At 63.7% G+C, this 14843-nt stretch carries 11 protein-coding genes; 4 read left to right on the top strand and 7 right to left on the bottom strand.

Going from position 1 to position 14843, the window contains the following annotated elements:
* The first annotated feature begins 48 nt into the window (after positions 1–48).
* The 3 genes from ACKI1H_RS20830 to ACKI1H_RS20820 all read left to right on the top strand — a co-directional run bounded on the left by ACKI1H_RS20830 (position 49) and on the right by ACKI1H_RS20820 (position 3983).
* Positions 49–1239: a CaiB/BaiF CoA transferase family protein gene (locus ACKI1H_RS20830; RefSeq protein ID WP_440466179.1), complete on the top strand. Its 1191-nt coding sequence runs from the start codon at positions 49–51 to the stop codon at positions 1237–1239.
* Positions 1240–1271: 32 nt separating this feature from the next.
* Entirely contained in the window at positions 1272–2087 is an 816-nt protein-coding gene (locus ACKI1H_RS20825; protein ID WP_440466178.1) for an HpcH/HpaI aldolase/citrate lyase family protein, read from the top strand.
* A 168-nt stretch (positions 2088–2255) separates the two neighbouring features.
* Entirely contained in the window at positions 2256–3983 is a 1728-nt protein-coding gene (locus ACKI1H_RS20820) for a SulP family inorganic anion transporter (protein ID WP_440466177.1), read from the top strand.
* Here the strand turns inward: ACKI1H_RS20820 and ACKI1H_RS20815 are convergent.
* The 7 genes from ACKI1H_RS20815 to ACKI1H_RS20785 form a co-directional block, all read right to left on the bottom strand.
* Positions 3980–5026 (bottom strand): DUF2955 domain-containing protein, encoded by a 1047-nt coding sequence (locus ACKI1H_RS20815; protein WP_440466176.1) that lies wholly within the window; start codon positions 5024–5026, stop codon positions 3980–3982. The two genes, ACKI1H_RS20820 and ACKI1H_RS20815, sit on opposite strands and share 4 nt — an antisense overlap.
* On the bottom strand, positions 5016–6140 hold the full coding sequence (locus ACKI1H_RS20810; protein ID WP_440466175.1) for an HlyD family secretion protein: 1125 nt from the start codon (positions 6138–6140) through the stop codon (positions 5016–5018). Before ACKI1H_RS20810 ends, ACKI1H_RS20815 begins: the two co-directional genes overlap by 11 nt.
* A complete protein-coding gene (locus ACKI1H_RS20805; RefSeq protein WP_440466174.1) occupies positions 6137–7657 on the bottom strand; it encodes an efflux transporter outer membrane subunit in 1521 nt (506 codons plus the stop codon). Before ACKI1H_RS20805 ends, ACKI1H_RS20810 begins: the two co-directional genes overlap by 4 nt.
* 13 nt (positions 7658–7670) lie before the next feature.
* On the bottom strand, positions 7671–8774 hold the full coding sequence (locus tag ACKI1H_RS20800) for an AI-2E family transporter (protein WP_440466173.1): 1104 nt from the start codon (positions 8772–8774) through the stop codon (positions 7671–7673).
* A gap of 11 nt (positions 8775–8785) precedes the next feature.
* Complete coding sequence (locus ACKI1H_RS20795) at positions 8786–10612, bottom strand: monovalent cation:proton antiporter-2 (CPA2) family protein (protein WP_440466172.1); 1827 nt, start codon at positions 10610–10612, stop codon at positions 8786–8788.
* 333 nt (positions 10613–10945) lie between these two features.
* Positions 10946–11674, bottom strand: coding sequence for a hypothetical protein (locus ACKI1H_RS20790; protein ID WP_440466171.1), 729 nt, complete (start codon positions 11672–11674; stop codon positions 10946–10948).
* Between the two features lie 946 nt (positions 11675–12620).
* Positions 12621–13124: an HAD domain-containing protein gene (locus ACKI1H_RS20785; protein ID WP_440468896.1), complete on the bottom strand. Its 504-nt coding sequence runs from the start codon at positions 13122–13124 to the stop codon at positions 12621–12623.
* 145 nt (positions 13125–13269) lie between these two features.
* Between ACKI1H_RS20785 and ACKI1H_RS20780 the strand changes: the two genes are divergently transcribed.
* Positions 13270–14562, top strand: a complete 1293-nt coding sequence (locus ACKI1H_RS20780; RefSeq protein WP_440466170.1) for a tyrosine-type recombinase/integrase — start codon at positions 13270–13272, stop codon at positions 14560–14562.
* Positions 14563–14843: the final 281 nt, after the last annotated feature.

Genomic DNA, 14843 nt, shown 5'->3' with positions numbered 1-14843 from the left:
TTTCTGAAGAATTCGCGTCGGCCAGTCGACCGGCGTCTGGAGTTGCCCATGAGTTCGCGTCCCCTCGACGGCATCACCGTCATCAGCCTGGAACACGCTATCGCCGCGCCGTTCTGCACCCGCCAACTGGCCGACCTCGGCGCCCGCGTGATCAAGATCGAGCGCCCCGGCGTCGGCGATTTCGCCCGTGGCTATGACGAGCGCGTGCGCGGCCTGGCCTCGCACTTCGTCTGGACCAACCGTTCCAAGGAAAGCCTGTCCCTGGACCTCAAGCAGGAGCCGGCGCAGACCGTGCTGGAGCAACTGCTGGAAACCGCCGACGTACTGGTACAGAACCTCGCGCCGGGCGCCGCTGCACGCCTGGGCCTGTCGTTCGAAGCGCTGCACGAGCGCTTCCCGCGCCTGATCGTCTGCGACATCTCCGGCTACGGTGAAGGCGGCCCCTATGAGCAGAAGAAAGCCTACGACCTGCTGATCCAGAGCGAGAGCGGCTTCCTTTCAGTGACAGGCGGGCCGGGCGCGGACGAGATGGCCAAGGCCGGTTGCTCCATCGCCGACATTTCCGCCGGGATGTACGCCTACAGCGGCATCCTCTCTGCGCTGCTGCTGCGCGGGCGCACGGGGGAGGGCAGTCGTGTCGAGGTGTCGATGCTCGAAGGCATGGCCGAGTGGATGGGCTTCCCCATGTACTACGCGTTCGAAGGTCAGTCGCAGCCGCCTCGTGCCGGCGCCGCCCACGCCACCATCTACCCCTACGGGCCGTTCCCCACCGGCGATGGCGGCAGCGTCATGCTCGGCGTGCAGAACGAGCGCGAATGGAAGCTGTTCTGCGAGATCGTCCTGCAGCGTCCGGAGCTGGCGACCGATCCGCGCTTTACTGCGACCAGCCTGCGCGTGGCCAACCGTGATGCCTTGCGCATGCTGATCGTCGAAGCCTTCGCCAGCCTCGGCGCCGAGCAGGTGGTCGAGCGCCTGGAACAGGCTCAGATCGCCAACGCCCACGTCAACGACATGCGTGGCCTGTGGCAACACCCGCAACTGGCCGCTCGCGACCGCTGGCGTGAGATCGACAGCCCGGCCGGTCGCCTGCCGGCGCTTTTGCCGCCGGTGAACAGCAATGCCTACACAGCTCGCATGGACGCTGTGCCGGCTTTAGGTCAGCAGACGGATGACCTGCTGCGGGAACTGGGTTATACCCCCGGTGATATCCAGCGCCTGCACGAGCAGGGCGCGGTATGACCCAGGAGAACCCCGTGAGTCAGGAAATTCCCATGGATGCAGTCGCACGAACCGCGCTGTTCGTTCCCGGCAGCCGCCCGGAGCGTTTTGCCAAGGCCCTGGCCAGCGGCGCCGACTCGGTGATCGTCGACTTCGAGGACGCCGTCGAGGCTGCGCTCAAGGCTCAGGCGCGCGACAACCTGGAGGCCTTTCTCGGCGCGAACCCGGATGCCCGCGTACGGGTACGGGTGAACGCCGCTGGCGATCCGGAGCAGGCGGCCGATCTTGAGCTGTGCCGGCGTTTGCCGGGCGTTATCGGCATCCTGTTGCCCAAGGCCGAGCGCGCGATGCAGGTGCGCATTGCCGCGTCCTGCGGCAAGCCGGTCTGGCCGCTGATCGAGAGCGCCCGTGGCCTGCTCGCGCTGGGCGAAATCGCCGCTTGCGAAGGCGTAGAACGCCTGACTTTCGGCGGCCTCGACCTGGCGCTGGACATCGGCATGAGCAGCGGCACCCCGGCCGCCGCAGTGGTCTACGACCAGGTACGGCTAAGCCTGTTGCTGCATTCGCGGGTGAACGATCTGCAACCGCCGCTGGATACCGTCTTCCCGGCGTTCGATGACGCCGAAGGCTTCGCCGCAACCATTCGCCATGGTCGCGATCTCGGTCTGCTTGGCGCGCTGTGCATTCATCCCAAGCAGGTGGGCGTTGCTCACGCGGCGTTGGCCCCCAGTGCGGATGAACTGGACTGGGCTCGCCGTGTGGTAGCGGCGGCGGAAGGTGGCGCGGCGGCCTTCCAGGTGGACGGGCAGATGGTCGACGCTCCGGTGCTGGGTCGTGCCCGGCGCCTGCTGGCCAGCGCGGGCGACTGATCGGTAAGTGCCGTCCGGGCCAGGCTTTTGCGAAGCCGGGCGGCAGCGCAGAGCCGCGTTCTTGACCGGGAGCACCGCCAACCGGCGGATTGCTGATCTACGCTAGGGAGCGGAAAGGCTCCCTTCGTGCGGGGCTTGCGCAGCCACCGTCCGGAGCCGTTCACCCTCATGCCCGATACTTCGCCACGGAAGCTTTCCGGTTTCGACTGGCAGCGCTGGCTGCCGGGTCTCGTCACCCTGCGCAGTTACCAGGCGAGATGGCTGCCGAAGGACCTTGCCGCCGGCCTGGTGCTCACCACCATGCTGGTACCGGTGGGTATCGCCTATGCCGAAGCATCCGGCGTGCCGGGTATCTACGGCCTGTATGCGACCATCATTCCGCTGCTGGCCTATGCGCTGTTCGGCCCGAGCCGCATTCTCGTACTCGGGCCGGACTCGGCGCTGGCCGCGCCGATTCTCGCGGTGGTGCTGGTGCAGGCGGCTAACGATCCACAACGGGCCATCGCCATCGCCAGCCTGATGGCACTGGTCTCCGGTGCGGTGTGCATGATCGCCGGCCTGCTGCGCCTGGGCTTCATCACCGAGCTGCTGTCCAAGCCGATCCGTTACGGCTACATGAACGGCATCGCGTTCACGGTCTTGATCAGCCAGTTACCGAAGCTGTTCGACCTGTCCGTCGATAGCCGGGGGCCCTTGCAGGATCTCTGGTCACTGGGCCAGTCGCTGCTGGCTGGGCACGCCAACTGGCCAAGCTTCGCGGTGGGGGCGGGTTGCCTGGCGCTGATTCTGCTGCTCAAGCCGTACAAGCGCATTCCGGGCATTCTCATTGCGGTGGTCCTGGCGACGCTGGCGGTCAGCCTGTTGGACCTCGGCAGTCATGGTGTGAAGGTGCTGGGCCAGCTGCCGCAGGGACTGCCGTCGTTCACCGTCCCGTGGGTGAGCGATATCAATCTGGTGGACGTTGTTCTGGGCGGCGTTGCGGTTGCGCTGGTGTCTTTTGCCGATACCAGCGTGCTGTCGCGGACCTACGCGGCACGCCTGAAAACCACGGTGAACCCCAACCAGGAAATGTTCGGCCTGGGCGTGGCGAACGTCGCATCCGGGTTGTTCCAGGGCATTCCCATCAGCAGCAGTTCCTCGCGCACCCCGGTGGCCGAGGCGGCCGGTTCGAAGACCCAGCTGACCGGCATCATCGGCGCGCTGGTGGTGACCTTGCTGCTGCTGGTGGCCCCCAACCTGATGCAGCACTTGCCCAATAGTGCGCTGGCTGCCGTGGTAATCGCCGCGGCGCTGGGCTTGTTCGAGATCACCGGCCTGAAACGTATCTTCCGCCTGCAACAGTGGGAGTTCTGGCTGTCCATGGGCTGTTTCGCTGGCGTGGCGGTGTTCGGCGCCATTCCAGGCATCTGTATTGCCGTGGTGATCTCGGTGATCGAGTTTCTCTGGGACGGCTGGCGGCCGCACCACGCGGTGCTCGGACGGGTCGATGGAGTCCGCGGCTATCACGACGTAACGCGTTACCCGAATGCCCGGCGCATCCCCGGACTGGTCATGCTGCGCTGGGACGCGCCGCTGTTCTTCGCCAACGCCGAGCAGTTCCAGAACCAGGTACTGGCTGCGCTGGACGAGTCGCCGACGCCGGTGCAGCGGCTGGTGATCGCCGCGAGCCCGGTGACCAGTATCGACGTGACTTCCGCCGACATGCTCGCCGAGTTGGACAAGCAGCTGGAGCAGCGCGGCGTCGAACTGCAGTTCGCCGAGATGAAAGACCCGGTGAAGGACAAGATGAAGCAGTTCGAGCTGTTCGAGGGTTTGGGCGAGTCGGCCTTCCACCCGACGCTGGGCGCCGCCGTGGATGCCTACCTGGCTGACTCCGGGGTGGACTGGAAACCCTAGGTCGTTTGGGCCTTCGCGCGGCGGCCATCGATCCAGATGAGCATGCCGCTGGCATACAGCGATACCGCGAGGAACAGTGCCATGCGGATGGCGAAGGCGCGGTAGACGTCCTGGCCACCGGCGCTATCCGCCACCGACTGGCCGAGCAGGATCAGCATGGTGGTCAGGCAGCTGACCCAGTACGCCGGGCTCTTGCGCGTGGCTACTGCGGCATACAGGCGACGCCCTTGCCAGAGGGTGAAGAGCAGCACCCAGAGGAAGAACATCCACAAGTGCACGAACAGGCTCAGGGCGCTCCAGACCAGGATCGCCAGCACGCCGGCCAGCAGGGTGGAGCCGATCAGTTCGCGGCTGGCGTGGCGCGCGCGGGTTTCCCCGGCCTGCTGGCCGAGGCTTACCGACTTCATGATCAGCGGCATGAAGCGGTCCGGCGCGATGACCGCCAGCAGGAAGGCCGGCATCACGATCAGCGTGGCGCGCAGAGCGATCCAGCCGACATCCTGTTCACTCGGCAAGGGTGGTGCAGGGGGTGAGGGCGCGTTGGCCGGCTCCGGGAACAGGGCATGGGCCACCGCGGTGCTCAACACAGCCAGCAACATGCCCTTGGCCAGCGCTTCGACCACCGACAAAGCCAGGGTGAAATCACTGGTGCCGGCGGCGGCGATCATGGTCAGGCCGATCACCAACAGGTTCGCCAGCAGGCCATTGCCGCCACGCAGCGCATAGCGGAACACGCAGTACAGACCGACTCCCACCAGCAGCACGCCGCTAAGGGGCGCGTGGCGCAATAGCGGGATCAGCAGCAGGCCGATGCCGCAGCTGAGCATCACCAGTAGTGCCAGGGCCGGAGCCGCCTTGAGCGGCAGGGCCTGGGTGCGCATCGCCAGCAGAAGCACGGCAAGCACCGGGGCGAGAAAGGGAATCGGCATGCCTATGCCGTAGCTGACAGCCAGGCACAACGCCGTACCCCAGGCCAGTCGCAACGCGCGCCTGCGGCGCAGCTGCATAGGATTCAGTTCAGTAGGCCCCGGCTCAGTAGGCATAGCTCAGCCAGCTCATCAGCCACATGAACGCGCGGCCGAGCAGGTTCAGCGGGTTGCCTTCGCTGGGCAGCGCCATGACTTCGGCCTGGCCGCCCACCCGCAGGCCGGCGGGGCTTTTCAGCTGGTCGCGATCCAGTTCGACGATCACCGGGAAGCGCTGCGCCGAGCGCAGCCATTCGCGGCTGTTCTGCACCGTTGGCAACGAGCCCGGCGGTGTGCCCTGGCCGACGCTGACCCCATAACCGATGCTGCGGATTCGTCCCTTGAGCAACTCGCCGGGCAGCGCATCGAGCACTACCAGCACTGGCGTGCCGTTGCGCAGGTGGCCGAGATTGTTCTCGGTCATGTCGGCGCTGATCCACAGGTCGTGGATGGCGATCAGCGTCATCACCGGGCTGCCGGGGCCGACGTAATGGCCGACGTCAGTGCGCAGGTCGGTGATCAGCCCGTCCGAGTCGGCGCGCACCGTGGTGCGGGCGAGATCAAGGCGGGTCTTGGCGACGTTGGCCGTGGCGCTGCGCAGCTGGGCGTTGTCTTCGTCATGACCGCCTTGCTGCTCACGGGCACGCTCGACTTCGGCTCGGGCCGCCGCTACCTGACTGGTCGCCTGCTCGCGGGTCGCCTGCGCGGACTCCAGCCGCCGCACGGAAACCGTGCCGGGGTCCTCCTGATAGAGCCGTTGCAGGCGCTCGGCATCCTGCCGGGTCTTGCGTTCGTTGGCCTGGGCGGCGGCCAGCGAGGCCAGGGCGGAGTCGATGCCTGCGGTGCTCGCGCCGATCTGCCGGCGCACCGTCTCCAGATCCGCCTCGGCGCGCTGCAGGGCGATGCGGTACTGCTCCTGGTCCAGCTCGAAGAGCACTTCGCCCTTGCGCACTTCCTGGTTGTTGCCCACGGCCACGCGCTTCACCGGGCCGGCCACCTCAGCGCTCACCGGGACCACATAGGCCTGCAGTCGCGCTTGCTGGGTGTAGGGCGTGAAACGGTCGGCGAGCAGGTACCAGACCAGGCTGACGACGATCAGCAGCAACACCAGACGCATGCCGCGATCCGGCGCAGACTTGCCGGGAATCGGGGGCGCGGGCGGTGCCGGTGGTGTAGCGGGGGTGTCGCTCATTTCGGGCTTCCTTGGTCCTTGGCGGCTGGGGCGGGCTCATCGAGCAGGTCACCCCAGTCGGTGCGTTGCTGCATCTGTTGCCGGGTGGCGGAATCGATGGGCGCGCGCTGGCTGTCCCAGCCGCCGCCGAGCGCCTTGTACAGCGCCACCAGGCTGCTGACCGCATTGCCGCGGCTGACCAGGTAGCCGTCCTGTTGCTGCAACAACAGTTGCTGGGCATCGAGCACGCGCTGGAAGTCGGCGAAACCTTCGCGGTACTGCGAGCTGGCGAGGCTCAGCGAGCGTTGCGCCGCCTGCGAGGCCTGTTCACGGATGCCGGCGCTCTGCAGCGAGCGCACCAGTCCGCTGGCGGCGTCATCAGCTTCGCGCGCGGCGTTGCGCACATCCTGCTGATACAACTCGATCAGTTGTTGCAAGCGCGCATCTTCCACGCGCACGGCGTTCTTGCGCCGGCCGTAATCGAAAGGGTTCCAGACCAGGCTCGGGCCGGCGGCGAGGTTGAAGCTGTCGGGCAGGTTACTGGCCGAGACGAAACTCCAGCCGAGGCTGCCGATCAGGCTCAGCGACGGGTACAGGTCGGCCTCGGCGACGCCTACCAGCGCCGACTGCGCCACGACAGCCTGTTCCGCCGCGCGGATGTCCGGGCGGCGCTGCAGCAGGCTGGCGGGTACGTCCTGAAGGATCGCGCCGTTGGGCATCGGCAACTGGCCGTGGCGTGCGAGCAGCTCCGGCATCTCTCCCGGCGGGCGGCCGAGGAGGGCGCAGAGGATGTTGCGCAGGGCGTTCACCTGGTTGTCGAATTCCGGGATCGTTGCCTGGGTCGCCAGGTACTGGGTGCGCGCCTGCTGCCAGTCCAGTTCGTCGTTCTCGCCGTGGCGGAACAGACGCTCGGTGATTTCCAGGCTGCGCTCCTGGCGCCTGGCGTTCTCGCGGGCGATGTCCAGGCGCGCCTCGGCGGTGCGCAGGCCGAAGTAGGTGTCGGCTACCTGCGCGCGCAGCAGCACCATGGCGTCGGCATAGTTGGCCTGGGAAGCGAAATACACCGCGTCGGCTGACTCGATGGCGCGGCTGAAGCGGCCCCAGAAGTCGATCTCCCAGCCGATATCGAAGCCGACGCTGGATTGCCAGAATACCGAGTCCCGCGCGCTGGGCGCGCCGTGCTGGTTCTGCTTGAGGTAGAGACTGTCGGCGCTGATCTGCTGCAACTGCGGATAGCGCCCGGTCTCGACGATGGCCAGTTGCGCGCGGGCCTCGGCAATGCGCAGGCCGGCCACGCGCAGACTGGTGTTATGCGCGTCGGCCTCGGCGATCAGGGTGTCCAGGGTCGGGTCAGCGAACACCGTCCACCAGCGGCTGAAATCCGGCGCAGCCGCCCGGTGGCCGGCCTGGTCCAGCAGTGGCGTGCTCCAGTCGTTCAGCCAGGGCTGCACCGGCTTCTGGTAGTCCGGACCGACCTGGGTGCAGCCGCCCAGCAAGGCGACGAGGAACAGGGTGCGGGGTCTGGCGCGCGCTGGCATGGCGTTCTCGCGATCATTCGGCCGGAGTGGCGGGCTTGTCCAGTTTCGGCACCTGCTGGTCGACCCATTGCCAGAACAGCTTGTAGGTCACGGCGAGGATCACCGGGCCGATGAACAGGCCGATGATGCCCTTGACCACCATGCCGCCGAGGGCGCCGATCAGCACCACAGGCATCGGTACGTCGACACCGCGACCGAGCAGCAGCGGCTTGAGCACGTTGTCGGCGAGACCGGCGACGAAGATATAGATGGCGAAGATGATGGTGGTGCCCGTGAAGCCTTCGGTGCTCAGCACGTAGATGATCACCGGCAGGGTAATCAGGCTCGCCGGCGCCTGGGCGATGCCCAGCACCAGCACGATCAGCGCCAGGATGCCCGCCCCCGGCACGCCCTTGATCACGAAGCCTATGCCGATCAGCAGCATCTGGATGAAGGCGATGCCGATCACGCCCAGGGCGACCGCACGGATGGTGGCAGTGCACAGCGCGGAAATGTGCAGACCGCGTTCCGCGCCGGAAATCCGCATGGCGATGCGCTGCGCGGCAATGGTGCCCATCTCGCCGAAGGCCATGATGATGCCGGAGATGATGATCGCCCCGATGAACAGCAGGAAAGCGCCGCCTGCGCTGGCGGCCGCGCCCAGCAACATGCGCCCGGCGTCCTTGATGTTGGGCATGAGGCTGCGCAGTACATCGCTCAGGCTGTTGGAGGCGGCCAGCCAGAAGTCATAGACGCGCGGGCCGATCAGCGGCCATTCGGCCACCGATGGCGAAGGCGCTGGCACGCTCAAGGTGCCGCTCTTGAGGATGGCGCCGAGGCTGTCGACGGAGTCGGCGATGGATGTCGCCATCAGGTAGATCGGCGCTATCAGGACCAGCAGCACGAACAACACGATCAGCGTCGCCGCGTGACCATCCTTCAGCCCGGTGCGCGCCTTCACCCAGCGCAGTACCGGATAGAGGGTGACCGCGAGGATCACTGACCAGAGCATCAGCTCGAGGAACGGCTGAAATACCTCGAAGGAGAAGATCACCAGGGCGGCGACCAGCCCGGCCTTGATGAGAATGTCGAGCATGCCCTGGGAGAGGGCGCCATCGAGCTTGAATCCTGGTTGCATGGCTTTTCTCCTCAGGTGGGGCGGTCATTGCGCTGTTCAGCGCCGGGGTGGGGGTACTCTGGATGTTGTGCGGCGGGCGGCGTGGCGCCGGCAAGGCCGCTGCCATCGTCGTCGAAGCAGCCACCCGGTTCGTCATCGCGTCCCTGGCGGTGCAGTTCCAGCAGTGACTGCACTTCCTGCGCTTGGTAGCGGCGCACCCAGGTCGCGGCCTGTTCCTCGCTTACACCCAGTTCGATGAAGGCGCGCCGGCCCATTTCCAGGCTGGAATAGAAGGTTTCGCGCACCGGGTTGGCGCCCCGGTCGAGCAATTGCAGGACCTGCTGGCGGTTGAGCGCGCGGGCGATCACTCGGGTCCTGGGGTAGAGGCGGGAGAGGGCGTCCACGGTGTTCAGGTTGATCTGCGGATCGTCGGTGGCGACGATCACCAGCTCCGCCTCGCCGACCTTGGCGGCGTGGAGGATTTCCGGGCGCGTCGGGTCGCCGTAGTAAACCGGCACCCGGCCATCCTTGCCTTGGCGATCGATCGCGGCCATCGAGGTATCCAGTGCCACCACCGGCACGCCCTGGGCCTGCAGCAGGTTCGCAACCACCCGGCCCATGCGTCCCATGCCAGCTATCACCACGCGCGGCTCATCGCTCACTTCCGGCGGCCCATCCGGCACTGCAGCGGCGGGCACGTCACCGCGTATCTGCCGGGCCAGCGCCATCATCACCAACGGGACCACCGCCATCGACAGGGTGATGACCAGCACCAGTACATCGTGTACCCGCTGCTCCAGGAGTTGGTGATCCAGGGCGAGCTTGAACACCACGAAGGCGAATTCGCCGCCGGACGCCAGCACCACGCCCAGGCAGATTGCCTCGGAGCGTGCCAACCCACCCGTGAAGCGTCCCAGGCCGAACAGCAGCGGCAGCTTGATGCCCACCAGCAGCACCGTCAGGCCCATTACCAGCAACGGTGTATCGAGCAGCAGGCTGAGGTCGGCTGTCATGCCCACGCCAACGAAGAACAAGCCAAGCAACAAGCCCTTGAGCGGCTCGATCTGGGATTCCAGCTCGTGGCGGAACTGCGACTCGGCCATCAGCATGCCAGCGAGGAAGGCGCCCAGCGCCATGGAGACACCGACGTGTTCCATGATCCAGGCGGTGCCCAGTACGACCAGCAGGGCGGTGGCGGTGGAGAGTTCACGCAACCCCGAGCCGACCGCCCAGGTAAACACCGGGCGCAGCAGGTAACGGCCGCCGATGATCACGATGCCGATACCCACGGCGACCGTCAGCAGTGGGCGCACGCCCTCGTCGGACGGATCGCCGCTGCCTGCCAGCAACGGCACCACGGCAATCAGCGGAATGGCCGCGATGTCCTGGAACAGAAGAATGCCCACGGCCAGCCGGCCATGGGGCTTGCCCAACTCCTTGCGCTCGGCGAGCACCTGCAGGCCGAAGGCAGTGGAGGAGAGCGCTAGGCCCACGCCCAGCACGACGGCAGCGGCAGGCGACTGGCCGAACAGCAGGAAGGCGATCAGCCCGAGCACCAGAGCGGTCAGGCCCACTTGCAGCGATCCCACGCCGAACAGCGAGCGGCGCATCATCCACAGACGACGCGGGGAGAGCTCCAGGCCGATGATGAACAGCAACATCACCACGCCCATCTCAGAAAGGCGGCCGACGTTCTCCGGATGGCTGACCAGGCCCAGCACGGACGGGCCGATCAGGATGCCGGCCAGCAGGTAGCCTGGCACTGCGCCCAGCTTCAGGCGTTGCGCCAGGGGGACGAGTACGACCACCGTCAGCAGGAAAATTACCGTCGCCTGCAGCAGGCTCCCGTCATGTGGCATACATCAGCCCTCTTGTGATTCCTTGCGGGCCGCCTGGCCCTGTCGATACTGCCCGGCGGGCGTTTGTCCCGCCGGCTGCTTCCCGGCCGCCACGTCGCCCCGCTCCCTGGGCTACTCCAGGGAAAGAGAGCAGGGGGCTTGTCTCTGCTACTGCGCCGTTCGGGCACTCGCTCGCACAGACCTCTCATTGCGGAGGACTGCACAGGTGCTGATCGAAGTGAAATGAGTATGGGTGATCCGCAGCTTTTTGCCGGCCGGCGAGCTTAAGTCGCTATTGCCTGTCTAGAAAGGCAACTTCAGCAGATTCAAATACTTACGAGAGCACTGAGAGGGTTAGAGCTTCCAGATCGGGCCGTAGCTGCCAAAGCAGGCATTCGACAGCGCCTGTGGGCGAACGCCGTGGGTTTCGTACCCGCCGAACTCGTTTATTTCCAGGGTCAGCTGAGGGGTGAGCTCCTTGCCGTTTTTCAGCCGAACGCTGTCGAACACCCGCAGCTTCTTGCCGGTGTTGACCACGCGGGTTTCCATCCAGGCGTCGGGCGTGCTGGCTTCATCCAGGCGTGCCAGCAGAGCGTTGTAGAGCGGCAGATAACGGCCATCCGGAGCCTTGCAGTCGATATTGATCCTCTTCACCAGGGCCTCGGCCTCGGCGGAGCTGAAATACAGGCGGCTGCCGAAATCGCGCTGCAGCCTGTCGATGTAGCTTCCCTGGCCGTCGCTCTTCACGGTAACCGTCACCGGTTGCGGGGAAAGGTCCGCCAGGCAGGACTGCCGGCTTCTGTAGAAGGTGTGCGAAACGCGAACACCCGTGGGCTTGTAGATCGCCGAAGTGATCAGTACGTCGCCATTGGAGCTCAGGTGTTCGCCATCGGGAACGTAATCGCCACCATTGCCCCAGACGCCATCCGGGAGGCCGTTTGGCCATTCGGTACAAGTGGCTGGCGAGGTATCGCGGCGGAGTTCGTAGAGGCGGCCCTGGAGAAAATCCATCTGGGGTTGGGCATGAGCTAGGAAGGAAGTCAGCGACAGGCAGGATGCGATGAGCAGTCGAGTCCGATTCAAGCAGTGTCTCCAGGCAGACCATCCAGCACCGGGCGGCATGCACTGATGATAGCTGGTGACTGCACACAAATCGGTCGAAGTTCTCAGCGCCGCTTCGTGAAGGTTGCATTGCAGATCATTGCGCTGGAGACGAGCAAAGGCGCAGAAATCGAGACGCAGAAACTCTGAGAGCCAGGCCACCCAAAGAGGAGGTTGGAGATCACTGGCGGATCAACGGTGATCTGTAATTTAACATAATATACATTATGCGAAGTTATCTATACGAAGCACAGGATCGAGTGTCACAGAATCAACGCCGCCAGACTGTTGTCGCCGTTTTTTAAAAAATGGACTTCCGTTTTTTGAAAAGTGGACTCTTTGATTTCAGTGACTTATGCGTGATCTCTTCGCTGCAGAGCCGTGTCTGTTTCAGTCTCGTTTTCTAAAAACGAGACTGAAACCTTATCAGTGCCACTGACCTAGGAACCTGCGCGCCGAGTCTCTAAATGCAGAAGCTTGCCCCTGCGCATGGTCATCTAAAAAATAAAAAGGCCCTGCAGCCATTTCGCAATGCGAAATGGCTGATGGCGGTCCCATCAGGCTGTAGTGGTGTCACTGGCAGTTACTAACATTCTTTGTGCCTACAAAAAACGATAACCCGAGAAAAAGAGGAAATCCGGAGTGGTAATTTCGCAGCCCGCCTCGTCAGGACTTTCCGGGGGCAAGGGAGCAATCAGGCCGTCGAAGATTGGAGTTTAGACCGATTAGCCTGCGTAACGTTGGAGCCGAAGCCGCCCTTGCCATTGCGCGCTCGAGATTGCTAGTGAAGCTGCGGCCGAATCCCCAGTCCAAAGGGGCAATGCGCTAGGCACTTGCAGGCAGCTATCCATTAGAAAAATTTCGCACTGCGAAGTAAAAAGGCAGCAGGAGCAGCATTTCGCATTGCGAAATGCTCAAATTGCGGCGATCACTGCCCGCCGAGCCATGCCCTCAGTGAATCGATGCATCCTGGCTGAGAGAGCCCTAGCCTTCCGTCACATGGCAATAAATGGTGTCCCGCGTCAACCGGCCAGCTTGCCGTGTCGTCATCAATCGCAAGCCAGTCGCTCAGTCTTGCTCGTGCTGCGTGGCGACTGATCTGTTCGTAACGCGAAGCTCCGTCCCACCAGCTTTGATCTGCCCAGTTGCGAGCCATCGTGCTGTGCCATGTCGCACCAATCACGCGATGTTGAATGGCCTCTGGTAAGTATTTTCGCGCACGATGGTAGCCAAATTGGCGAACCCAACTAGTACTTAGCACAATGCTAACCTGCGGCTGGTCCGCTAGTGCTTGCACCAACAATGGTGCCCACATGAATAGTTGACCTTCACTTCTAAGCTGCAAGCCTTTGCTTGTGTGAAATACTGCGTCAGGATGAAGCACGCCATCAAAGTCGAGAAAAAGCACTTGGGGATGAGGATTCTTAGACATAACTCCAAAACCTAATATGGTCACTTCGAGAGTAGAGTAGCAAGATATTCGCGCGCAATATCCGATAATCATCAGACCCGGATATTGCATTTTCGGTGCTAGAAGCATCAAGCTAGAGGCTTCTTCAGCACCTAGCCGCCAAGAAATGCCACAAGCTATCCAACCGCTGTTCGATACATTCGATCGCTTTCATGAGCTCAATTTCCAGCAGCTGACCAATGAACTGCCGGTTGTTCGTGATTACTTGAGCGGCCTGGATAGTCGCTGCTCAGCCATCGAAAGCTATCAAGCAGTACGTGGCTTTCTGAAGTCTTATGGCGGTAACGAGGCCACCTACAACTCCTATCGTACGCATGTGGAACGTCTGCTTCTATGGAGTGTGCTGATAGCAGAAAAACCGTTGCTTGAGCTACGGCGTAAGGATGCAGAAGCCTTCATGGAATTCTGCCTGAGTCCGCCGGCAAGTTGGATTGGCCCGGTGGTCAGGTCGCGCTTCGTTCGCATTGGCGGGCGCAAGAAGCTCCAGTCCGACAGCTACGCGGTGAACCCCGAATGGCGCCCCTTCAGCAGCACCCTGGCCAAACGTGAGCGCAAGCTTGCCACCGAGGCTCTGAGTGAGCCGCCCGAACGCCCCTATCGCATGGCCCAGGGGTCGGTAGCGCAGGTTTTCGCGGTGTGCGGCAGTTTCTTCCAGCACGCCATGGACGAAGGCTTGACTGAGGTGAACCCGTTTCGCGCGGTCAAGCAGAAGTCCATCTATAAACAGCGCAATACGCTCGATGTCACCTCGCGCTCGCTGACTCAACTGCAATGGAGTTTCGTCATCGAGACGGCCGAGCTCATGGCCGCTGAAGATCCGTTGCACGAGCGCACGCTGTTCCTCATCGCCACGCTGTTCTCCATGTACCTACGCATCTCCGACCTGGTAGGACGCGACAACTGGGAACCGTGCATGGGCGATTTCCGCCGCGATAGCACCGGCAACTGGTGGTTTCACGTGGTTGGCAAGGGCAACAAGGCCGCCAAGATTAGCGTGCGTGACGACTATATTCAGCACTACTTGGTGCGCTATCGCCGTCACCTACAGTTGCCTCCCCTGCCCTCACCCGCTGAAAAGACTCCGCTGATCACCACCCTCAAGGGCCGTGCAGGCCTCTCCGACCGCCACGTGCGCTTGCTGCTGCAGGAGGTCTTCGATCGTTCGCTCAGGCGCATGGCTGAGGAAGGTTGGAGCGACGACGAAGTCGACCAGCTACGCTCGGCGTCACTTCACTGGCTACGCCACACCGCGGCAACCTTCGATGCGCCGTACCGCGACATGAAGGACCTGCAGGCCGACCTGCGCCACAACAGCCTGAGCACCACACAGAACACCTACTACAACTCGCTGGATGAGCAGCGGGCGCACTCCATCAAAGGATTAAAGGTACAGCGCTAGTCGCGTAGCAGCGCAATAGCGACATGAGGTGGCCAGCACCCACCGGTTGGGTTTCGTCAGTCTTGAGAAACTACAGACCTCCCCCTCCGCGCAGCCGCCAATAAATCGCTCCCCTTTCGGGACGGCGCTCAGTCGACCCTCTCCATCATTTTGAGAATGTGATCGTAGGCCTGCCTCGGACGCTTCTTCCTCATCGTCAGTGCCGAAGATCTCCTGGAACGTATCCAGTTCGTCGTCTTCGACCTCTTCATCATTGAGGTCATCCTCTAAGTAGGCTTCTT

Origin of the sequence: Pseudomonas sp. YH-1 (genome assembly GCF_051990045.1) — a bacterium.
Classification (GTDB): domain Bacteria; phylum Pseudomonadota; class Gammaproteobacteria; order Pseudomonadales; family Pseudomonadaceae; genus Pseudomonas; species Pseudomonas nicosulfuronedens.
This window is presented reverse-complemented; position numbering and strand designations above follow the sequence as displayed.

What these genes read in the sequence shown, in the direction of transcription:
- ACKI1H_RS20830 (WP_440466179.1), top strand. Translation starts at nt 49, where the DNA reads ATGAGTTCGCGTCCCCTCGACGGCATCACCGTCATCAGCCTGGAACAC.
- ACKI1H_RS20825 (WP_440466178.1), top strand. Translation starts at nt 1,272, where the DNA reads ATGGATGCAGTCGCACGAACCGCGCTGTTCGTTCCCGGCAGCCGCCCG.
- ACKI1H_RS20820 (WP_440466177.1), top strand. Translation starts at nt 2,256, where the DNA reads ATGCCCGATACTTCGCCACGGAAGCTTTCCGGTTTCGACTGGCAGCGC.
- ACKI1H_RS20815 (WP_440466176.1), bottom strand. Translation starts at nt 5,026, where the DNA reads ATGCCTACTGAGCCGGGGCCTACTGAACTGAATCCTATGCAGCTGCGC.
- ACKI1H_RS20810 (WP_440466175.1), bottom strand. Translation starts at nt 6,140, where the DNA reads ATGAGCGACACCCCCGCTACACCACCGGCACCGCCCGCGCCCCCGATT.
- ACKI1H_RS20805 (WP_440466174.1), bottom strand. Translation starts at nt 7,657, where the DNA reads ATGCCAGCGCGCGCCAGACCCCGCACCCTGTTCCTCGTCGCCTTGCTG.
- ACKI1H_RS20800 (WP_440466173.1), bottom strand. Translation starts at nt 8,774, where the DNA reads ATGCAACCAGGATTCAAGCTCGATGGCGCCCTCTCCCAGGGCATGCTC.
- ACKI1H_RS20795 (WP_440466172.1), bottom strand. Translation starts at nt 10,612, where the DNA reads ATGCCACATGACGGGAGCCTGCTGCAGGCGACGGTAATTTTCCTGCTG.
- ACKI1H_RS20785 (WP_440468896.1), bottom strand. Translation starts at nt 13,124, where the DNA reads ATGTCTAAGAATCCTCATCCCCAAGTGCTTTTTCTCGACTTTGATGGC.
- ACKI1H_RS20780 (WP_440466170.1), top strand. Translation starts at nt 13,270, where the DNA reads ATGCCACAAGCTATCCAACCGCTGTTCGATACATTCGATCGCTTTCAT.